Origin of the sequence: Pantoea sp. CCBC3-3-1 (assembly GCF_007981265.1) — a bacterium.
Taxonomy (GTDB): domain Bacteria; phylum Pseudomonadota; class Gammaproteobacteria; order Enterobacterales; family Enterobacteriaceae; genus Erwinia.
This window is the reverse complement of sequence record NZ_CP034363.1, coordinates 4,590,684-4,606,927: the sequence shown is the minus strand read 5'-3', so window position 1 is coordinate 4,606,927 and position 16,244 is coordinate 4,590,684. Positions and strand designations below refer to the sequence as shown.

Genomic DNA, 16,244 nt, shown 5'->3' with positions numbered 1-16,244 from the left:
CATGGCCTACTTAGATAAGAACGATCCCATGATGCTGGCGAGGCAACTGCCGGCACAAACTGTAGCCCTCATCCTGGCGGGTGGACGCGGTACGCGGCTGAAGGATCTTACCGCGAAACGTGCCAAGCCTGCCGTCCACTTTGGCGGGAAATTTCGCATTATCGATTTTGCTCTGTCGAATTGTCTGAACTCCGGGATCCGACGGATCGCTGTGATCACTCAGTATCAGTCGCATACGCTGGTGCAGCATATCCAGCGCGGCTGGTCGTTCCTCAATGAGGAAATGAACGAGTTTGTCGACCTGCTACCTGCGCAGCAACGGCAGGCGACGGAACACTGGTATCGCGGAACGGCTGATGCCGTGACGCAGAACCTCGACATCATTCGCCGCTACCAGGCGCAATATATCGTGATCCTTGCCGGTGACCATATCTACAAAATGGATTACTCACGCATGCTGTTGGAGCACGTTGAGAACGGGGCGAAATGCACGATCGCCTGTTTGCCGGTGCCGATTGAAGAAGCCAGCGCGTTTGGCGTGATGGCGGTGAATGATGACAATAAGGTCGTTGATTTCCTTGAAAAACCTGCCGATCCGCCGCATATGCCCGGCGACGAGACGCAGGCGCTGGCCAGCATGGGGATCTACGCATTTGATGCGGAATATCTCTATCAGCTGCTGGAAGATGACCTGAAAATTCCTGAATCGAATCACGATTTTGGCAAAGACATTTTGCCAAAAATTGTCGCGACGGGTGAAGCGCTGGCGCACTCCTTCAGCGTTTCCTGCGTGCAAAGCAATCCTGACGCGCCGCCTTACTGGCGCGATGTGGGAACGCTTGAGGCGTACTGGAAGGCGAATCTCGATTTGGCTTCCGTGACGCCAGAACTGGATATGTATGACCGTGAATGGCCCATCCGTACGCATATGGAGCCGCTGCCGCCGGCAAAATTTGTGCAGGATCGTTCGGGCAGTCACGGTATGACCATGAATTCACTGGTATCGGGAGGCTGCATTATTTCCGGTTCAGTGGTGGTGAACTCGGTGCTGTTTTCTCGCGTACGAATCAACTCTTTCTGCAATATCGAATCCTCTGTGTTGTCGCCGGACGTGGTGGTAGGACGCTCCTGTCGTCTGCGCCGCTGCGTTATTGATCGTGCGTGCGAACTGCCGGAAGGGACGGTAATCGGGGAGAACCCGGATGACGATGCGCGCCGTTTCTACCGTTCGGAAGAAGGGATTGTATTGGTAACTCGTTCCATGCTGGCAAAGCTGGGATGGCGCAGTTAGCCGTAAAACAGGGTCAGGCGTATCTGATGCGGAGGAACGCGTCAGAACACAGTTAAGGAGCCGATAATGCAGGTTTTACATGTCTGTTCAGAAATTTTCCCGCTGTTGAAAACCGGCGGGCTTGCTGATGTTGTTGGAGCATTACCGGCGGCGCAGATTGCAGAAGGTACTGACACCAGAGTTTTGATTCCGGCTTTTCCCGATCTGAAAAAGGGAATTCCTGAAACACAAGTTGTCGCCAGACTGCAAACCTTCGCGGGATATGTTGAGCTGCTTTACGGCAAGTTCAACGGGGTGGGGATTTACCTGATTGATGCGCCGGGCCTGTACGATCGGCCCGGCAGTCCGTATCACGACGAATCACAGTTCGCCTATACGGATAACTATCTTCGCTTTGCGCTGCTGGGCTGGATGGGGTGTGAAATCGCCTGTGGACTGGACACCTTCTGGCGGCCAGAAGTGGTGCACGCGCACGACTGGCACGCCGGACTGACCTGTGCCTATCTTGCCGCGCGCGGTCGTCCGGCAAAGTCAGTTTTTACCGTACACAATCTGGCGTACCAGGGACTTTTTTACGCGCATCACATGGAAGAAATCCAGCTGCCGTGGTCGTTTTTCAATATGCACGGGCTGGAGTTTTACGGACAGATCTCCTACCTCAAGGCCGGACTGTTCTATGCCGATCACATTACGGCGGTTAGCCCGACCTATGCGCGCGAAATCACGCTGCCGGAATTTGGCTACGGAATGGAAGATTTGCTCAAACAGCGTCAGCTGGAAGGGCGGCTTACCGGTATTCTGAACGGGGTTGATCCTGCCATCTGGGATCCGGCGGAAGACCTGTTGTTAACGGCCCGCTATAACCGCGACGTGCTGGACGCCAAGCAGGAGAATAAACGCCAGCTGCAAATTGCGATGGGGCTGAAGATTGATGACAAAGTGCCGGTCTTTGCCGTGGTCAGCCGCCTGACTAAGCAAAAAGGTCTCGATCTGGTGCTGGAAGCGCTGCCGGGTTTACTTGAGCAGGGCGGTCAGCTGGTGCTGTTGGGTGCCGGAGATGCGGTTCTCCAGCAGGGATTCCTGGCGGCGGCGGCGGAATATCCGGGGCAGGTAGGCGTGCAGATCGGTTATCACGAGGCGTTTTCGCACCGCATCATGGGCGGTGCCGACATTATCATGGTGCCCAGCCGCTTTGAGCCTTGCGGCCTGACGCAGTTGTATGGTCTGAAGTACGGCACGTTGCCGCTGGTCAGGCGTACCGGAGGGCTGGCCGATACGGTACACGACAGCTCGCTGGAAAACCTTGCCGATGGCATCGCCAGCGGTTTCGTCTTTGAAGACAGCAACGCCTGGTCACTGCTGAGGGCGATTCGTCGGGCCTTTGTGCTGTGGTCTCGTCCTTCACTGTGGCGCTACGTTCAGCGCCAGGCGATGGGGATGGACTTTAGCTGGCAGGTGGCCGCCGTGGCCTACCGCGATCTCTATCAACGACTGTTGTAATCAGAAATCGGGAAATTTGATATGAACGCACCTTTCATCTATACCGCCCCGACGCTCAGCGTCGAGGCGTTAAAGCATTCCATCGCTTATAAACTGATGTTCACCATTGGCAAAGATCCCTCGATTGCCAATAAGCATGAATGGCTGAACGCCACGCTGCTGGCGGTGCGTGACAGAATGGTCGAGCGCTGGCTGCGTTTTAACCGTGCGCAGCTGTCGCAGGATGTGCGTCAGGTCTATTACCTGTCGATGGAGTTCCTGGTTGGCCGCACCCTATCCAATGCGCTACTGGCGATGGGCATCTATGAAGATGCCCGCGCGGCGCTGGAAGAGATGGGTTTCGATCTGGAAGAGCTGATCGAGGAAGAGAGCGATCCGGGATTGGGGAACGGCGGCCTGGGTCGCCTCGCCGCCTGTTTCCTCGACTCGCTGGCAACGCTCGGCCTGCCGGGGCGCGGCTACGGTATCCGCTATGACTACGGCATGTTTAAGCAGAATATTGTCGATGGACGTCAGGCGGAATCCCCGGACTACTGGCTGGAATATGGCAATCCCTGGGAGTTCCAGCGCTTCAATACGCGCTATAAAGTGCGTTTTGGCGGACGTATTCAGGTGGAGGGTAACCGCTCCCGCTGGCTGGAAACCGAGGAGGTGTTGGCAACGGCCTATGATCAAATCATTCCAGGTTTCGATACCGATGCCACCAATACCTTACGTCTGTGGGGCGCGCAGGCCAGTAACGAAATCAATCTGGGGAAATTCAACCAGGGGGATTATTTTGCGGCGGTAGAAGACAAGAACCATTCGGAAAACGTGTCGCGCGTGCTCTACCCCGACGACTCCACCTATTCCGGACGTGAGCTGCGTCTGCGTCAGGAGTACTTCCTGGTATCGGCAACCGTGCAGGACATTCTTAACCGTCACTGGGCGATGCACCAAACGTTTGATAATCTTGCAGATAAAATTGCCATTCACCTGAATGATACGCATCCGGTGCTGGCGATCCCCGAGCTGATGCGGCTGCTGATCGATGAACATAAGTTTGGCTGGGACGATGCGTTCGAAGTGACCTGCCAGGTGTTCTCTTATACCAACCATACGCTGATGCAGGAGGCGCTGGAGACCTGGCCGGTCGATATGATCGGCAAGATCCTGCCGCGTCATTTGCAAATCATCTTCGACATCAATGACTACTTCCTGAAGACGATCCAGGATTACTACCCGGATGATTGGGATCTTCAGTCGCGCATCTCGATCATTGATGAAAACAATGGCCGACAGGTGCGCATGGCCTGGCTGGCCGTGGTCGTCAGTCATAAAGTTAACGGCGTTTCAGAACTGCACTCCAATTTGATGGTGCAGTCGCTGTTTGCTGACTTTGCCGCGCTGTTCCCGGGACGATTCTGCAATAAAACCAACGGCGTAACGCCTCGCCGTTGGGTTGCGCTGGCAAATCCGTCTCTTTCCGAAGTGCTGGATGAAACCATTGGTCGCAACTGGCGCACCGAGCTGAGCCAGCTGGACGAGCTGAAACAACATATCGATTATCCCGGCTTCCTGAAGCAAATTAGCGACTCCAAGCTGCTCAACAAAAAGCGGCTGGCCAGCTATATTGCCCAGAAAATGGATATTGTTATCGATCCTCATGCGCTGTTCGATGTGCAGATCAAACGTATTCACGAATACAAGCGTCAGCTGTTGAACGTGCTGCACGTTATCACTCGCTATAACCGGATCAAAGCCGATCCCGACGCTAACTGGGTGCCTCGTGTGAATATTTTTGCCGGTAAAGCCGCTTCGGCTTATTACATGGCAAAACACATTATCCACTTGATTAATGACGTGGCGACGGTGATCAACAACGATCCGCAGGTTAAAAACAAGCTGAAAGTGGTGTTTATCCCTAACTACAGCGTCAGCCTGGCACAGATCATCATTCCGGCAGCCGATCTTTCTGAACAGATCTCGCTGGCGGGAACCGAGGCTTCCGGCACCAGTAACATGAAGTTCGCACTGAACGGCGCACTGACCATTGGTACGCTGGACGGCGCGAACGTTGAGATGCTGGAGCATGTGGGAGAAGAGAATATCTTTATTTTCGGTAATACCACGCCACAGGTCGAGGCGCTACGTACCAGTGGCTATAACCCCCACAAATTCTACGAGCAGGATGCCGAGCTGCATCAGGCATTAACGCAGATCGCGACCGGCACATTCAGTCCGCAGGAGCCAGGTCGTTATCGCAATATCTTTGACTCGCTGGTGAATCTGGGTGATCACTATCAGCTGCTGGCGGATTACCGCAGCTATGTGGATACGCAGGATAAAGTGGATGAACTGTATCGACAGCCGGAAGAGTGGACGCGGCGAGCGCTGCTGAATATCGCCAATATGGGCTATTTCTCTTCGGACAGGACGATTCAGGAATACGCCGATGAGATTTGGGGAATTAAACCGATTCGGCTGTAGGCATAACCGCGAAGAACAAAAAAGCCGGCGCTAATGCCGGCTTTTCAGTTTTTACTGCATTGGTTACGACGCCAGCGACAGTGCAGGCTTCTTCGCATGCTGCGCCAGCCATTCACCTACACGGGCGCGCTGCGCATCATTCAGCCACATACCTTCTTTGGTGCGGCGCCACAGCGCATCATCCTGCTCGCGTACCCATTCGTTTTCAACCAGGTAACGCAGCTCCGCTTCATAGAAGTGATGACCAAACAGTTCGCCCAGGTCTTCCAGGCTTTTCGCCGACTTCAGGAACAGCTCGGTATTGCTACCGTAAGTACGCGCGTAGTGGCGCGCCATCACTTCGGTAATAAACGGATAACGACGACGCAGGCTTGCCGCATAGTCTTCACGCGTACCGGCAATGTCACCGCCCGGCAACACGCAGGTTTTGGTCCACGCCGGGCCGGCTTTTGGATAGTACTTAACCAGTTTTTCCATCGCCGCTTCGGCCAGCTTGCGATAGGTGGTCAATTTACCGCCAAAGACCGACAGAAGCGGTGCCTGGCCGTTGTCGTCACGCACATCCAGCGTGTAATCGCGGGTGATCGCCTGCGGTGAATCGGACTCATCATCACACAGCGGGCGCACGCCGGAGTAAGACCAGACAATGTCGCTTTTGCTCAGCGTCTTTTTGAAATGGCTGTTAAAGACTTTCAGCAGATATTCAGTCTCGTTATCGTCGATATGAACGTTTTTCGGATCGCCTTTGTACTCAACGTCGGTGGTGCCGATAATGGAAAACTCGTCCATCCACGGGATCACAAACACGATACGGTTATCTTCGTTTTGCAGAATATAGGCTTGCTTCTGTGTGTGAACGCGCGGAACCACAATATGGCTGCCTTTAATCAGGCGGATGCCGTAAGGGGATTTCAATTGCAGACCGTCATCGAACAGCTGCTTAACCCACGGGCCAGCGGCGTTGACCAGACCTTTCGCCTGCCAGGTTAGCGTTTTGCCGGAATCGATATCTTCCGCTTCCACCGTCCACAGGCCGTTCTCACGCCAGGCACGAGTCACTTTAGTGCGGGTGCGCACTTCGCCGCCGCGTTTCTCAACTTCCTGTGCGTTCAGCACAACCAGGCGCGCATCATCTACCCAGCAGTCGGAATATTCGAAACCGCGCGAAATTTCAGGTTTTAGTACTGAGTCTGAGCCGAAACGCAAACCTTTACTGCCTGGCAAGCTGGTGCGTTTACCCAGATGATCGTACATAAACAGACCCACGCGGATCATCCATGCCGGGCGCAGGTGCGGACGGTGCGGCAGGCGGAAACGCATTGGGAAAGCGATATGAGGGGCCATTTTCAGCAGCACCTCACGTTCGGCCAGCGCTTCGCTGACCAGACGGAATTCATAGTGTTCCAGGTAGCGCAAGCCACCGTGGATCAGTTTCGAGCTGGCGGAAGAGGTGGCGCAGGCCAAATCTTGCGCTTCCAGCATCAGCACAGACAGGCCGCGTCCTGCGGCGTCTGCCGCAATACCAGCGCCGTTGATGCCGCCGCCGATTACGATCAAATCTTTGGTTTCCACGTCATCTCCCCCGATGTTCGGAATAGTTCTTAAATGTTCGTTTTCGAGCATATAATAAGCGCAAAGCGACATTGACGCCAGTGTTAACCGAATAAAAACATTTATGCGTGATGTGGGTAACATAATTGAGGGGCAAAAAGGGCATTAACCTTTCGTTTTATTGGGTTATTGTCAGCATTGTTCACGATACAATAGCGGCCAACTTTCCTTATTTGAGATTCTGCCCATGGAACAATTTGAGTGCATCAGCGTACAGCAGGCGCAGTCACAGCTGGCCGATAACAAAGCGCTGCTGGTCGATATTCGCGATCGCCAAAGTTATGACGCAGCGCACGCGAGCGGCGCAATTCATTTGACGAACGAGACGCTGGCACCTTTGCTTGAGCAGGCTGATTTGTCGTTACCGGTACTGGTGATGTGCTATCACGGTATCAGCAGCAAAAGCGCCGCTCAGTATTTGCTTAGTCAGGGATTTGAACAGGCTTGCAGCATTGATGGCGGCTTTGAAGCCTGGCAGGCGACATTCCCGCAGCAGGTCGAATCATCCGCCCGCCAGACGGCCGTCTTTTAGCTCATTAACAGGGAATTTTCAGGCGATGATGCGCATTACCGATTTCTCCAATCCCCGCATAGCGCAGGCTTTTGTGGACTATATGGCTACACGCGGCATCAGTTTGCGGATTGAGCACGACAACCACTATACGCTGTGGCTGGATGACGATTCGAAAGTAAATCTGGTCGAAAACGAACTCAATCAGTTTCTCCGCGAGCCTGAACATCCTCGCTATCAGGCCGCCAGCTGGCATTCCGGCACCACGAACAGCGGTATCGAATACCAAAGTTCTTCATTAATGGCCAATATTCGCGAACGTGCAGGCCCGCTGACGCTGTCGGTGATGGCTGCCGCGGTTTTCGTGTTTCTCCTGATGCAGTTTGTCGGGGACCAAACCGTGATGAGCTGGCTCTCCTGGCCTGATGAAGATCAGCATTTTCAGGTTTGGCGCTGGTTCACGCATGCGTTGCTGCATTTTTCCGTGCTGCATATCGTGTTTAATCTGCTCTGGTGGTGGTATCTGGGCGGTGCAATTGAAAAACGCCTCGGCAGCGGTAAGCTGTTTGTTATTCTGCTGATTTCAGCGCTACTGAGCGGGTGGATGCAGGCTAAATTCAGTGGCGTTATGTTCGGCGGCCTCTCTGGCGCGGTCTATGCATTAATGGGATATGCCTGGCTCAGAGGTGAACGCGATCCCGAAAGCGGCATCTGGCTTGAACGTGGACTGATGGCATTTTCAGTGGTCTGGTTGGTTGTCGGCTATATGGGCTGGTTTGGCCTGTCAATTGCTAATGCTGCGCACGTCACCGGTCTGCTGGTCGGCCTGGCGATGGCGCTTGCCGATACCTGGCGGAAAAAAGCCTGAAACAGAAAGCAGGGAATTGATAAACAGGAGAGCTTTGTGAAGCAGACGCAACGTCACGACGCCATTATTGAACTGGTTCGTCGTCAGGGCTATGTCAGTACCGAGGAGCTGGTAGAACATTTTACCGTCAGCCCGCAAACCATCCGTCGCGATCTGAACGATCTGGCGGAGCAGAATAAAATTCAGCGTCATCACGGCGGCGCGGCGCTACCGTCAAGCTCGGAAAACACCGCCTGGCAGGATCGTAAAATGATGTGGTCGGCGGAGAAAGCCCGCATTGCCCAGCGTGTTGCCAGCCAGATACCCGACGGCGCTTCGCTGTTTATTGATATCGGTACCACGCCGGAAGCGGTGGCGCATGCCCTGTTGAATCACAGCAATTTGCGGGTCGTCACCAATAACCTCAATGTGGCGACGCTGCTGATGTCGAAGCCGGATTTCAGCCTGATTATTGCCGGTGGTGAAGTACGTACCCGCGATGGCGGGATTATTGGGGAAGCCACGCTCGACTATATTTCCCAGTTCCGGCTGGACTACGGCATTCTGGGGATCAGCGGCATTGATATGGACGGTTCGCTGCTGGATTTCGACTATCACGAAGTGCGCACCAAACGGGCGATCATAGAAAATTCGCGCTGCGTGATGCTGGTGGCTGACCATTCTAAGTTCGGTCGTAATGCCATGGTTAACCTGGGAAATATGAGCCTCATCGACTATCTGTTTACCGATGAAACCCCACCGCCAGGCGTACTGAAAACCATAGAAGAGCATGAAGTGCATCTGGAGCTGTGCTGACCTGTTAGCACGTTTTCGCAGCATGGACGCTGCAAACGTACCTTCTCGCGTCGCCTTCAGAAACCGTCAAAAAAATCGACAGCATCCTGAATGCGCTGGCGATATTGCCGAACATCGACCCCCTTGCCACGCCTGACGAACACCGGCCATCTCATGCGTCATGACCCGATATTGCTGGTTTTCAACGTCAGGAACCGGGCATAAGCGCTTTTTACCCTAACCACCCTGTTTCTCCTCAGCCCACTGATTATCCAATTTATTTGCTTCTCTTTTGAGCATTTTTTTCTGTTCGGGTCTTAACTGTAAGTGACTCAGCCCGTTTGCAAACTTCGTTCCCCCTTTCAGAAGGAAGCGGTATGTCGCAACAGAAATTCAATCAGGCCCGATTTGAGGCGGCTTTGACGCGCCAGTGGCAGCATCTTGGATTATCTTCAGCACGTGAAATGACCTCCCACCAATGGTGGCAGGCGGTGAGTGGTGCGCTGGCAGAAATGCTGGCTGCTGCGCCCCTCAATAAACCCGCAAAGAAGCAGCGCCACGTAAACTACATTTCGATGGAATTTTTAATCGGCAGGCTGACCGGTAATAATCTGTTGAATTTAGGATGGTATGACGAAGTGAAAGCGGTGCTGGCCGCGCACCAGTGCGATTTAAGCGAGCTGCTTGAGGAAGAAGTGGATCCTGCGCTGGGCAATGGCGGATTGGGCCGACTGGCCGCCTGTTTTCTCGACTCAATGGCGACAGTAGGGCAATCCGCGACCGGTTATGGACTGAATTATCAGTATGGCCTGTTCCGGCAATCCTTTCGGGACGGCCAGCAGATTGAATCTCCAGACGACTGGCATCGCAGCAGTTATCCGTGGTTTCGCCACAATGCCGCGCTGGATGTGAAGGTGGGACTCGGCGGCAAAGTGGAAAAAAATGCCCAGGGCGGTTTTATCTGGCATCCCGCTTTTACCCTGCGCGGTGAGGCCTGGGATTTGCCTGTGACCGGCTATCGCAATGGCATCGTGCAGCCGCTGCGGCTGTGGCAGGCGACGCATATTCATCCTTTCAACCTGACGCTATTCAACGACGGGAAATTTTTACAGGCGGAACAGCAGGGCATTGATGCGGCAAAGCTGACTAAGGTGCTCTATCCCAACGATAACCATCAGGAAGGCAAACGTCTTCGGCTAATGCAGCAATATTTTCAGTGTGCCTGCTCGGTAGCTGACATCCTGCGCCGTCATCATCTTGCCGGGCGGAAAATTGCCGAGCTGCCCGATTACGAAGTCATTCAGCTTAACGATACGCACCCAACCATCGCCATCCCGGAAATGCTGCGCGTCCTGCTGGATGAACACCAGCTGGCGTGGGATGACGCCTGGGCGATAACCAGCCGAACCTTTGCCTATACCAACCATACGCTGATGCCGGAAGCGCTGGAGCGGTGGGATCAGCGACTGGTGCGCACGCTGCTGCCGCGTCATTACATGATTGTTAAAGAGATTAACCGTCGATTCAAGAAAGTGGTTGATAAACACTGGCCCGGCGACGAAGCCGTATGGGAAAAGCTGGCCGTGTTGTACGACCACCAGCTACGAATGGCGAATCTGTGCGTGGTCAGCGGCTTCGCGGTCAACGGCGTGGCGGCGCTGCACTCGGAGCTGGTGGTAAAAGATCTGTTCCCGGAATATCACCAGCTGTGGCCGAAAAAATTCCATAACGTCACGAATGGGATAACGCCGCGCCGCTGGCTTAAGCAGTGTAATCCCGAGCTGGCGACGCTTATCGATCAAACGCTCAACGTCGAATGGGCTAACCATCTGGACGTATTGAAAGGGCTGGAGGCATGTGCGGACGATGCGGATTTCCGCAAGCGTTACCGACAAATCAAGCATAACAACAAGGTCCGTCTGGCGGACTATATCCATCGCCTGACCGGCATCAAGGTTAGCCCGGAGGCGATGTTCGATGTACAAATCAAACGTCTGCACGAGTACAAACGCCAGCATCTTGGCCTGCTGCATATCCTCTCCTGCTACAAGCAGCTGCGCGACAATCCGCAAATGGATTTTGTCCCGCGCGTTTTCCTGTTTGGGGCGAAAGCTGCGCCGGGCTACTACCTGGCGAAAAACATTATTTACGCCATCAACAAAGTAGCCGAGAAGATTAACAACGATCCGAAGATTGGCGACAAGCTGAAGGTCGTCTTTATCCCGGATTACCGCATTACGGCGGCTGAGCTAATGATCCCGGCGGCCGATCTCTCAGAACAAATTTCTACGGCGGGTTACGAGGCTTCCGGCACGGGCAACATGAAGCTGGCACTGAACGGTGCATTAACTATTGGCACGCTGGACGGCGCTAACGTGGAGATCGCGCAACAGGTAGGTGAAGAAAATATCTTTATCTTTGGTAACACCGTGGATGAAGTGAAAGCACTGAAAGCCAGCGGTTATGCGCCGCTAAAGCTGCGGAAAAAAGACAAGCATCTGGATGCCATTTTGAAAGAGCTGGAAAAGGGTTTTTTCAGCAATGGCGACAAGCACGCCTTCGATATGTTTCTCGACAGCCTGGGGAAATATGGCGATCCGTGGCTGGTTCTGGCAGATTTTGCCAGCTACTGCGCCGCGCAAAAACGCGTAGAAGCGCTCTGGCGCGATGAAGAAGCCTGGACTCGCACGGCCATTCTTAATACTGCCCGCTGCGGCATGTTCAGTTCCGATCGATCAATTCGCGATTATCAGCAACGTATCTGGCAGGCCAAACGGCCCGGGAGAGGCGATGGACAAGAAGTTTGAGCAGGCCGCTAAAGACGCGGGTATTGCGTCAGAATACATCAATGCCAAAGGGCAAAAAGAGCAGATAGATGTCGACATTCGCCGGCGTTTGCTGGCGGCGATGTCATCTGAAAAACGTAAAGCAAAGCCTGGCCCAATCCCGGGCTGTAAGGTGTTTCAGCACAAGCGCCTTTTGCAGCTGGAAGTTGGAGGAAAGGGCGCTTATCAATGGCAGCTGGTGACTGAGAACGGACGTGAATATCAGGGTGAGGTATCAGCAGGTGAAGCGATGACGTTGCCCGCCAACCTGGCGCTGGGCTACCACCAGCTGTGGCTGACGCAGGCCAAAAAAAGCTGGCAATGCCGGGTGATTGTGGCACCCAAACGCTGCTATGAACCGACATCGGTGCGGCAGGGCGATAAAATCTGGGGACTGAGCGTACAGCTCTATTCCGTGCGTTCAGAACAGAATTGGGGGATCGGCGACTTTGGCGATCTGAAACGAATGGTGACGGAAGTGGCCGAACGCGGCGGCGATTTTATTGGTCTGAATCCGATCCATTCGCTCTATCCCGCCAGTCCGGTCAGCGCCAGCCCCTATAGCCCTTCGTCACGGCGCTGGCTAAACGTGCTCTATATCGACGTGAGCGCCGTGCCTGAGTTTCAGCAAAGCGACGAGGCACAGCTGTGGCTAAGGGGGGAAAACATCCAGCGCCGGCTAAAGCAGGTTCGCGAAGGCGATTGGGTCGATTACGGCATCGTCGGCGAACTGAAAATGATTTCCCTGAGTCTGGCCTGGAAGACTTTCTGTCAGCATGGCGAGGATCATCCCAGGCAGCGGCATTTCGCCGATTTTATCGCTAAAGGTGGCGAAAGCCTTTACTGGCAGGCGGCTTTCGATGCCTTGCACGGGGCGATGATCAAGGAAAATGATAACTTCTGGGGCTGGCCGGTCTGGCCGGAAGCGCTGCGTGACGTTCATAGCGAAGCGGTACGGGAGTTTTGCGAGCAGCATCAGGAAGAAGTGCGTTTCTGGCTGTGGCTGCAATGGCTGGCGAATCGTCAGTTTGAAGAGTGCTGGCAACTCAGTCAGCAGCGAGGCATGGCGGTTGGATTGTATCGCGATCTTGCCGTAGGCGTCGCGGAAGGCGGCGCTGAAACCTGGTGTGACCGCGAGCTCTACTGCATGGACGTTTCGGTTGGCGCGCCGCCCGATATCCTTGGGCCGCTCGGACAAAACTGGGGCTTGCCGCCGATGGATCCGCACGTGATGGCGGCAAGAGGCTATCAGCCGTTTATCGATCTGCTGCGGGCAAATATGGCCAGCTGCGGCGCCTTGCGTATCGACCACGTCATGTCGCTGCTGCGGCTGTGGTGGATACCTTATGGTGAAACGGCCAACTATGGTGCCTATGTTTCTTATCCGGTCGACGATCTGATCGCGATCCTGGCGCTGGAAAGCCAGCGAAACCAGTGCATGGTGCTGGGCGAGGATTTGGGTACGGTGCCGCAGGAGATCGTCGCTAAGCTGCGCAACGCCGCGATTTACTCGTGGAAGGTGCTCTATTTCGAACAGGAAAAACATGAACGCTATCGTGCGCCCGCAGCCTGGCCGCGTCAGTCGGTGGCGAGCGCCACCACGCACGATCTGCCAACGCTACGAGGTTTCTGGAATGCGGTCGATTTAGAAATGGGCGAAGTGCTGGGACTCTATCCCGATAAAGTGGTGTTGCATGGCCTGTATCAGCAACGTGCGCGTCAAAAGCAGGCTTTACTGGAAGCCTTACATCAATATGGCTGCCTGCCGAAAAGCGCGGGCAAAAAAGCCAGCCTGATGAAAATGACCCCGGTTCTGAATCGCGGCATGCACCGTTTTATTGCCGACAGCGGCAGCGCTTTGCTGGGATTACAGCCGGAAGATCTGCTGGATATGGATAAGCCAGTCAACGTGCCGGGCACGGTCGATCAGTATCCCAACTGGCGACGCAAGCTAAGCGTCTCGCTGGAAACGATGTTTAATGATGCGCACGTTAATGCGTTGCTCAAAGATGTGCATCGCAGGCGCAAAGCGGGGAAAAAACAGGCGTAAAGGCCGAAAGCAGGGGCGAAGGCGCGTCGTCTTTTTCTGTCAGGATGCTATCCAACAGAACGTTACGGCAGCGCTATCGCCTGTCTGGCAATCAGTAGAAGGAGTGCTCGCCGCGCTGGTGCTCGGTCAGGTCACGCACGCCTTTCAGTTCCGGGAAGGCAACCAGCAGCTCTTTTTCGATCCCTTCCTTCAGCGTCACGTCGACCATTGAACAACCGTTACAGCCGCCGCCAAATTGCAGAATGGCAAAGCCGTCATCAGTGATTTCCATCAGTGAAACTTTACCGCCGTGACTGGCCAGCTGCGGGTTAATCGTTGCCTGGAGCTGATACTCAACGCGCTCAATCAGCGGCGCATCGTCGCTCACTTTACGCATTTTGGCGTTAGGCGCTTTTAGCGTTAGCTGGGAACCCAGGTTATCGGTGACGAAATCAATCTCGGCCTCTTCCAGATAAGGGGCGCTCAGTTCGTCAACGTATGCGGAAAGCTTTTCGAACTTCAGCTCGGTGTCGGTGGCTTCTACTGCGTCGGGTGGACAGTAGGAGACGCCGCATTCCGCGGTTGGCGTACCCGGATTGATCACGAATACGCGAATCTGGGTGCCCTCTTCTTGTTTTGACAGCAGTTTTGCGAAGTGCTCTTGCGCAGAATCAGTAATTCGGATCATGGCTATTGCTCAATAGTTGACTAAATTAGTGGGTTTATTTTACGCCGATCGTCGACGCTCTACAAGGTGCGGCACAGGCACCAGATCTGCACGCTGGCGGCACCTTCAGCCAGCAGTACGCGGCTAATTTCTTCGACCGTACTGCCCGTGGTAACAACATCATCCAGTAAGGCGATATGCCGTCCAGCCACCGCCGTTTCAACCCTGAACGCGCCGCGAAGATTCCTGCGGCGAGCGCTGGCCGGTAAACGATGCTGAATCCGGGTCTTGCGCCTGCGTGACAAGCCAGCCGCCTCATAAAAGCAGCCTGTCCAGCGAGCCAGACAGCGGGCCATATCATCCAGCTGATTATAACCGCGCTGCCAGGCCCGCTTTTTATGCAGCGGCACACACAGTAACAGGTCTGGCCGGTACAGGTGGCGATCGCGCCGCTCAGTTAACCAACTTAGCAAAAATAGCCGCGCAAGCATCACCGAGAGTGCTGTTGCCTGCAAAAACTTGAGACGCTGAACCAGTTCCCGCAGCGGCGGCTGCCAGTCAGTAACAAAAACGATGCGCTGCCAGGCGGGCGGGCGTAACTGACAGCGGCCGCATTCCCGGCGACTATGCAGCGCTGGTAAACCACAGCGCGGGCAGCATTCAGCCTGCATTGGCAGACGGCGCAAACAAAAGCAGCAGAGGCCGTGGTGGGGTAAAGCGAGTGGCATCTTGCATAGCCAACAGGCGGTGGGCATTGATAGCATAGCGTCCTCCATGACAAAAACAGGATTATAACGATGGCTCAGCTTTACTGGCAGACAACCGGCACGGGAGATCGCGATCTTGTGATGCTGCACGGCTGGGGACTGAATGCAGGCGTGTGGCAAAACATTATTGCGCGGCTCAGCCCGCATTTTCGGCTGCATCTGGTCGATCTGCCTGGCTATGGCCGCAGCGAAGGCTTTACAGCGATGAGCGTGGAAGAGATGGTGGCAAACCTGCTGCCTTTCGCGCCCGCTAACGCGCTCTGGTTGGGCTGGTCGCTGGGTGGGCTGGTGGCCAGTAAGATGGCGTTGCAGCATCCGGAACGGGTCAGCGCGCTGATTACCGTCGCCTCGTCGCCTTGTTTCACGGCTGATGAAAACTGGCCGGGTATTAAACCGGAAACGCTAAGCAATTTTCAGCAGCAGCTAAGTGAAAACTTTCAGCGTACCGTGGAGCGTTTTCTTGCGCTGCAAACCCTGGGCACGGAATCGGCCAGGCAGGATGCAAAACTGCTGAAAAGCGTGGTTCTGTCGTTACCGGCACCGGAAGTTGCGGTGTTAAACGGCGGACTGGAGATTTTACGCACGGTGGATCTGCGTGCTGAGATGGCCGCACTCAGCGTGCCGATGCTGCGTATTTACGGTGCGCTGGATGGCCTGGTTCCCCGTAAAATCGCGCCAATTCTCGATGAATGCTATCCCGGGAGTGGCTCAGTCGTGATGGACAAAGCCGCGCATGCCCCCTTCATTTCTCATCCCGATCTGTTCTGCGATCAACTGATTGATTTCGGTTCAAAAATCGTCCGCTAAATTTTTGCAAAAACTGGCGCTTTATTTATTACGGTTAATAATTATCAAGGTAAGCAAGGTCGCTTACCTTTTTACCTCTGAGTAGTCCAGGGAGTTGGGCATTTATGACCTCCCTGCATTCTCAT

At 54.6% G+C, this 16,244-nt stretch carries 12 protein-coding genes; 9 read left to right on the top strand and 3 right to left on the bottom strand.

All coding sequences use genetic code 11. The features are described from left to right. The first annotated feature begins 1 nt into the window (after position 1). The 3 genes from glgC (at position 2) to glgP (ending at position 5,260) form a co-directional block, all read left to right on the top strand. Positions 2-1,291 (top strand): glucose-1-phosphate adenylyltransferase, encoded by a 1,290-nt coding sequence (glgC, locus tag EHV07_RS24710; RefSeq protein ID WP_174822371.1) that lies wholly within the window; start codon positions 2-4, stop codon positions 1,289-1,291. A gap of 66 nt (positions 1,292-1,357) precedes the next feature. Beyond that, entirely contained in the window at positions 1,358-2,791 is a 1,434-nt protein-coding gene (gene glgA, locus EHV07_RS21620; RefSeq protein WP_147200156.1) for a glycogen synthase GlgA, read from the top strand. A gap of 21 nt (positions 2,792-2,812) precedes the next feature. Then, positions 2,813-5,260, top strand: coding sequence for a glycogen phosphorylase (gene glgP / locus EHV07_RS21615; protein ID WP_147200155.1), 2,448 nt, complete (start codon positions 2,813-2,815; stop codon positions 5,258-5,260). Positions 5,261-5,323: 63 nt separating this feature from the next. Here glgP and glpD read toward each other — a convergent pair whose 3' ends face one another. Next, a complete protein-coding gene (glpD, locus tag EHV07_RS21610; RefSeq protein WP_147200154.1) occupies positions 5,324-6,832 on the bottom strand; it encodes a glycerol-3-phosphate dehydrogenase in 1,509 nt (502 codons plus the stop codon). A gap of 226 nt (positions 6,833-7,058) precedes the next feature. On the opposite strand from glpD, the gene glpE reads away from it, so the two are divergent. The 5 genes from glpE (at position 7,059) to malQ (ending at position 13,899) form a co-directional block, all read left to right on the top strand. Next, entirely contained in the window at positions 7,059-7,403 is a 345-nt protein-coding gene (gene glpE, locus EHV07_RS21605; protein WP_147200153.1) for a thiosulfate sulfurtransferase GlpE, read from the top strand. 28 nt (positions 7,404-7,431) lie between these two features. Further along, positions 7,432-8,250 (top strand): rhomboid family intramembrane serine protease GlpG, encoded by an 819-nt coding sequence (gene glpG / locus EHV07_RS21600; protein ID WP_147200694.1) that lies wholly within the window; start codon positions 7,432-7,434, stop codon positions 8,248-8,250. 36 nt (positions 8,251-8,286) lie between these two features. Beyond that, on the top strand, positions 8,287-9,045 hold the full coding sequence (locus EHV07_RS21595) for a DeoR/GlpR family transcriptional regulator (protein ID WP_147200152.1): 759 nt from the start codon (positions 8,287-8,289) through the stop codon (positions 9,043-9,045). Between the two features lie 356 nt (positions 9,046-9,401). Then, entirely contained in the window at positions 9,402-11,831 is a 2,430-nt protein-coding gene (malP, locus tag EHV07_RS21590; protein ID WP_147200151.1) for a maltodextrin phosphorylase, read from the top strand. Continuing rightward, complete coding sequence (gene malQ, locus EHV07_RS21585) at positions 11,815-13,899, top strand: 4-alpha-glucanotransferase (RefSeq protein ID WP_147200150.1); 2,085 nt, start codon at positions 11,815-11,817, stop codon at positions 13,897-13,899. Before malP ends, malQ begins: the two co-directional genes overlap by 17 nt. Before the next feature lie 91 nt (positions 13,900-13,990). Here the strand turns inward: malQ and nfuA are convergent, their stop codons facing one another. Beyond that, positions 13,991-14,566, bottom strand: coding sequence for a Fe-S biogenesis protein NfuA (gene nfuA, locus EHV07_RS21580; protein ID WP_147200149.1), 576 nt, complete (start codon positions 14,564-14,566; stop codon positions 13,991-13,993). 59 nt (positions 14,567-14,625) lie between these two features. Next, on the bottom strand, positions 14,626-15,309 hold the full coding sequence (gntX, locus tag EHV07_RS21575) for a DNA utilization protein GntX (RefSeq protein ID WP_147200148.1): 684 nt from the start codon (positions 15,307-15,309) through the stop codon (positions 14,626-14,628). 33 nt (positions 15,310-15,342) lie between these two features. Here gntX and bioH point away from each other — a divergent pair, with 33 nt between their 5' ends. Then, positions 15,343-16,119, top strand: a complete 777-nt coding sequence (bioH, locus tag EHV07_RS21570; RefSeq protein ID WP_147200147.1) for a pimeloyl-ACP methyl ester esterase BioH — start codon at positions 15,343-15,345, stop codon at positions 16,117-16,119. Positions 16,120-16,244 lie beyond the last annotated feature (125 nt).

Bases quoted from the DNA above. Each gene is read 5' to 3' on its own strand.
- gntX (WP_147200148.1), bottom strand. From the start codon at position 15,309: ATGCTATCAATGCCCACCGCCTGTTGGCTATGCAAGATGCCACTCGCT.
- nfuA (WP_147200149.1), bottom strand. From the start codon at position 14,566: ATGATCCGAATTACTGATTCTGCGCAAGAGCACTTCGCAAAACTGCTG.
- glpG (WP_147200694.1), top strand. From the start codon at position 7,432: ATGCGCATTACCGATTTCTCCAATCCCCGCATAGCGCAGGCTTTTGTG.
- glgA (WP_147200156.1), top strand. From the start codon at position 1,358: ATGCAGGTTTTACATGTCTGTTCAGAAATTTTCCCGCTGTTGAAAACC.
- malP (WP_147200151.1), top strand. From the start codon at position 9,402: ATGTCGCAACAGAAATTCAATCAGGCCCGATTTGAGGCGGCTTTGACG.
- glpE (WP_147200153.1), top strand. From the start codon at position 7,059: ATGGAACAATTTGAGTGCATCAGCGTACAGCAGGCGCAGTCACAGCTG.
- glgP (WP_147200155.1), top strand. From the start codon at position 2,813: ATGAACGCACCTTTCATCTATACCGCCCCGACGCTCAGCGTCGAGGCG.
- bioH (WP_147200147.1), top strand. From the start codon at position 15,343: ATGGCTCAGCTTTACTGGCAGACAACCGGCACGGGAGATCGCGATCTT.
- malQ (WP_147200150.1), top strand. From the start codon at position 11,815: ATGGACAAGAAGTTTGAGCAGGCCGCTAAAGACGCGGGTATTGCGTCA.
- glgC (WP_174822371.1), top strand. From the start codon at position 2: ATGGCCTACTTAGATAAGAACGATCCCATGATGCTGGCGAGGCAACTG.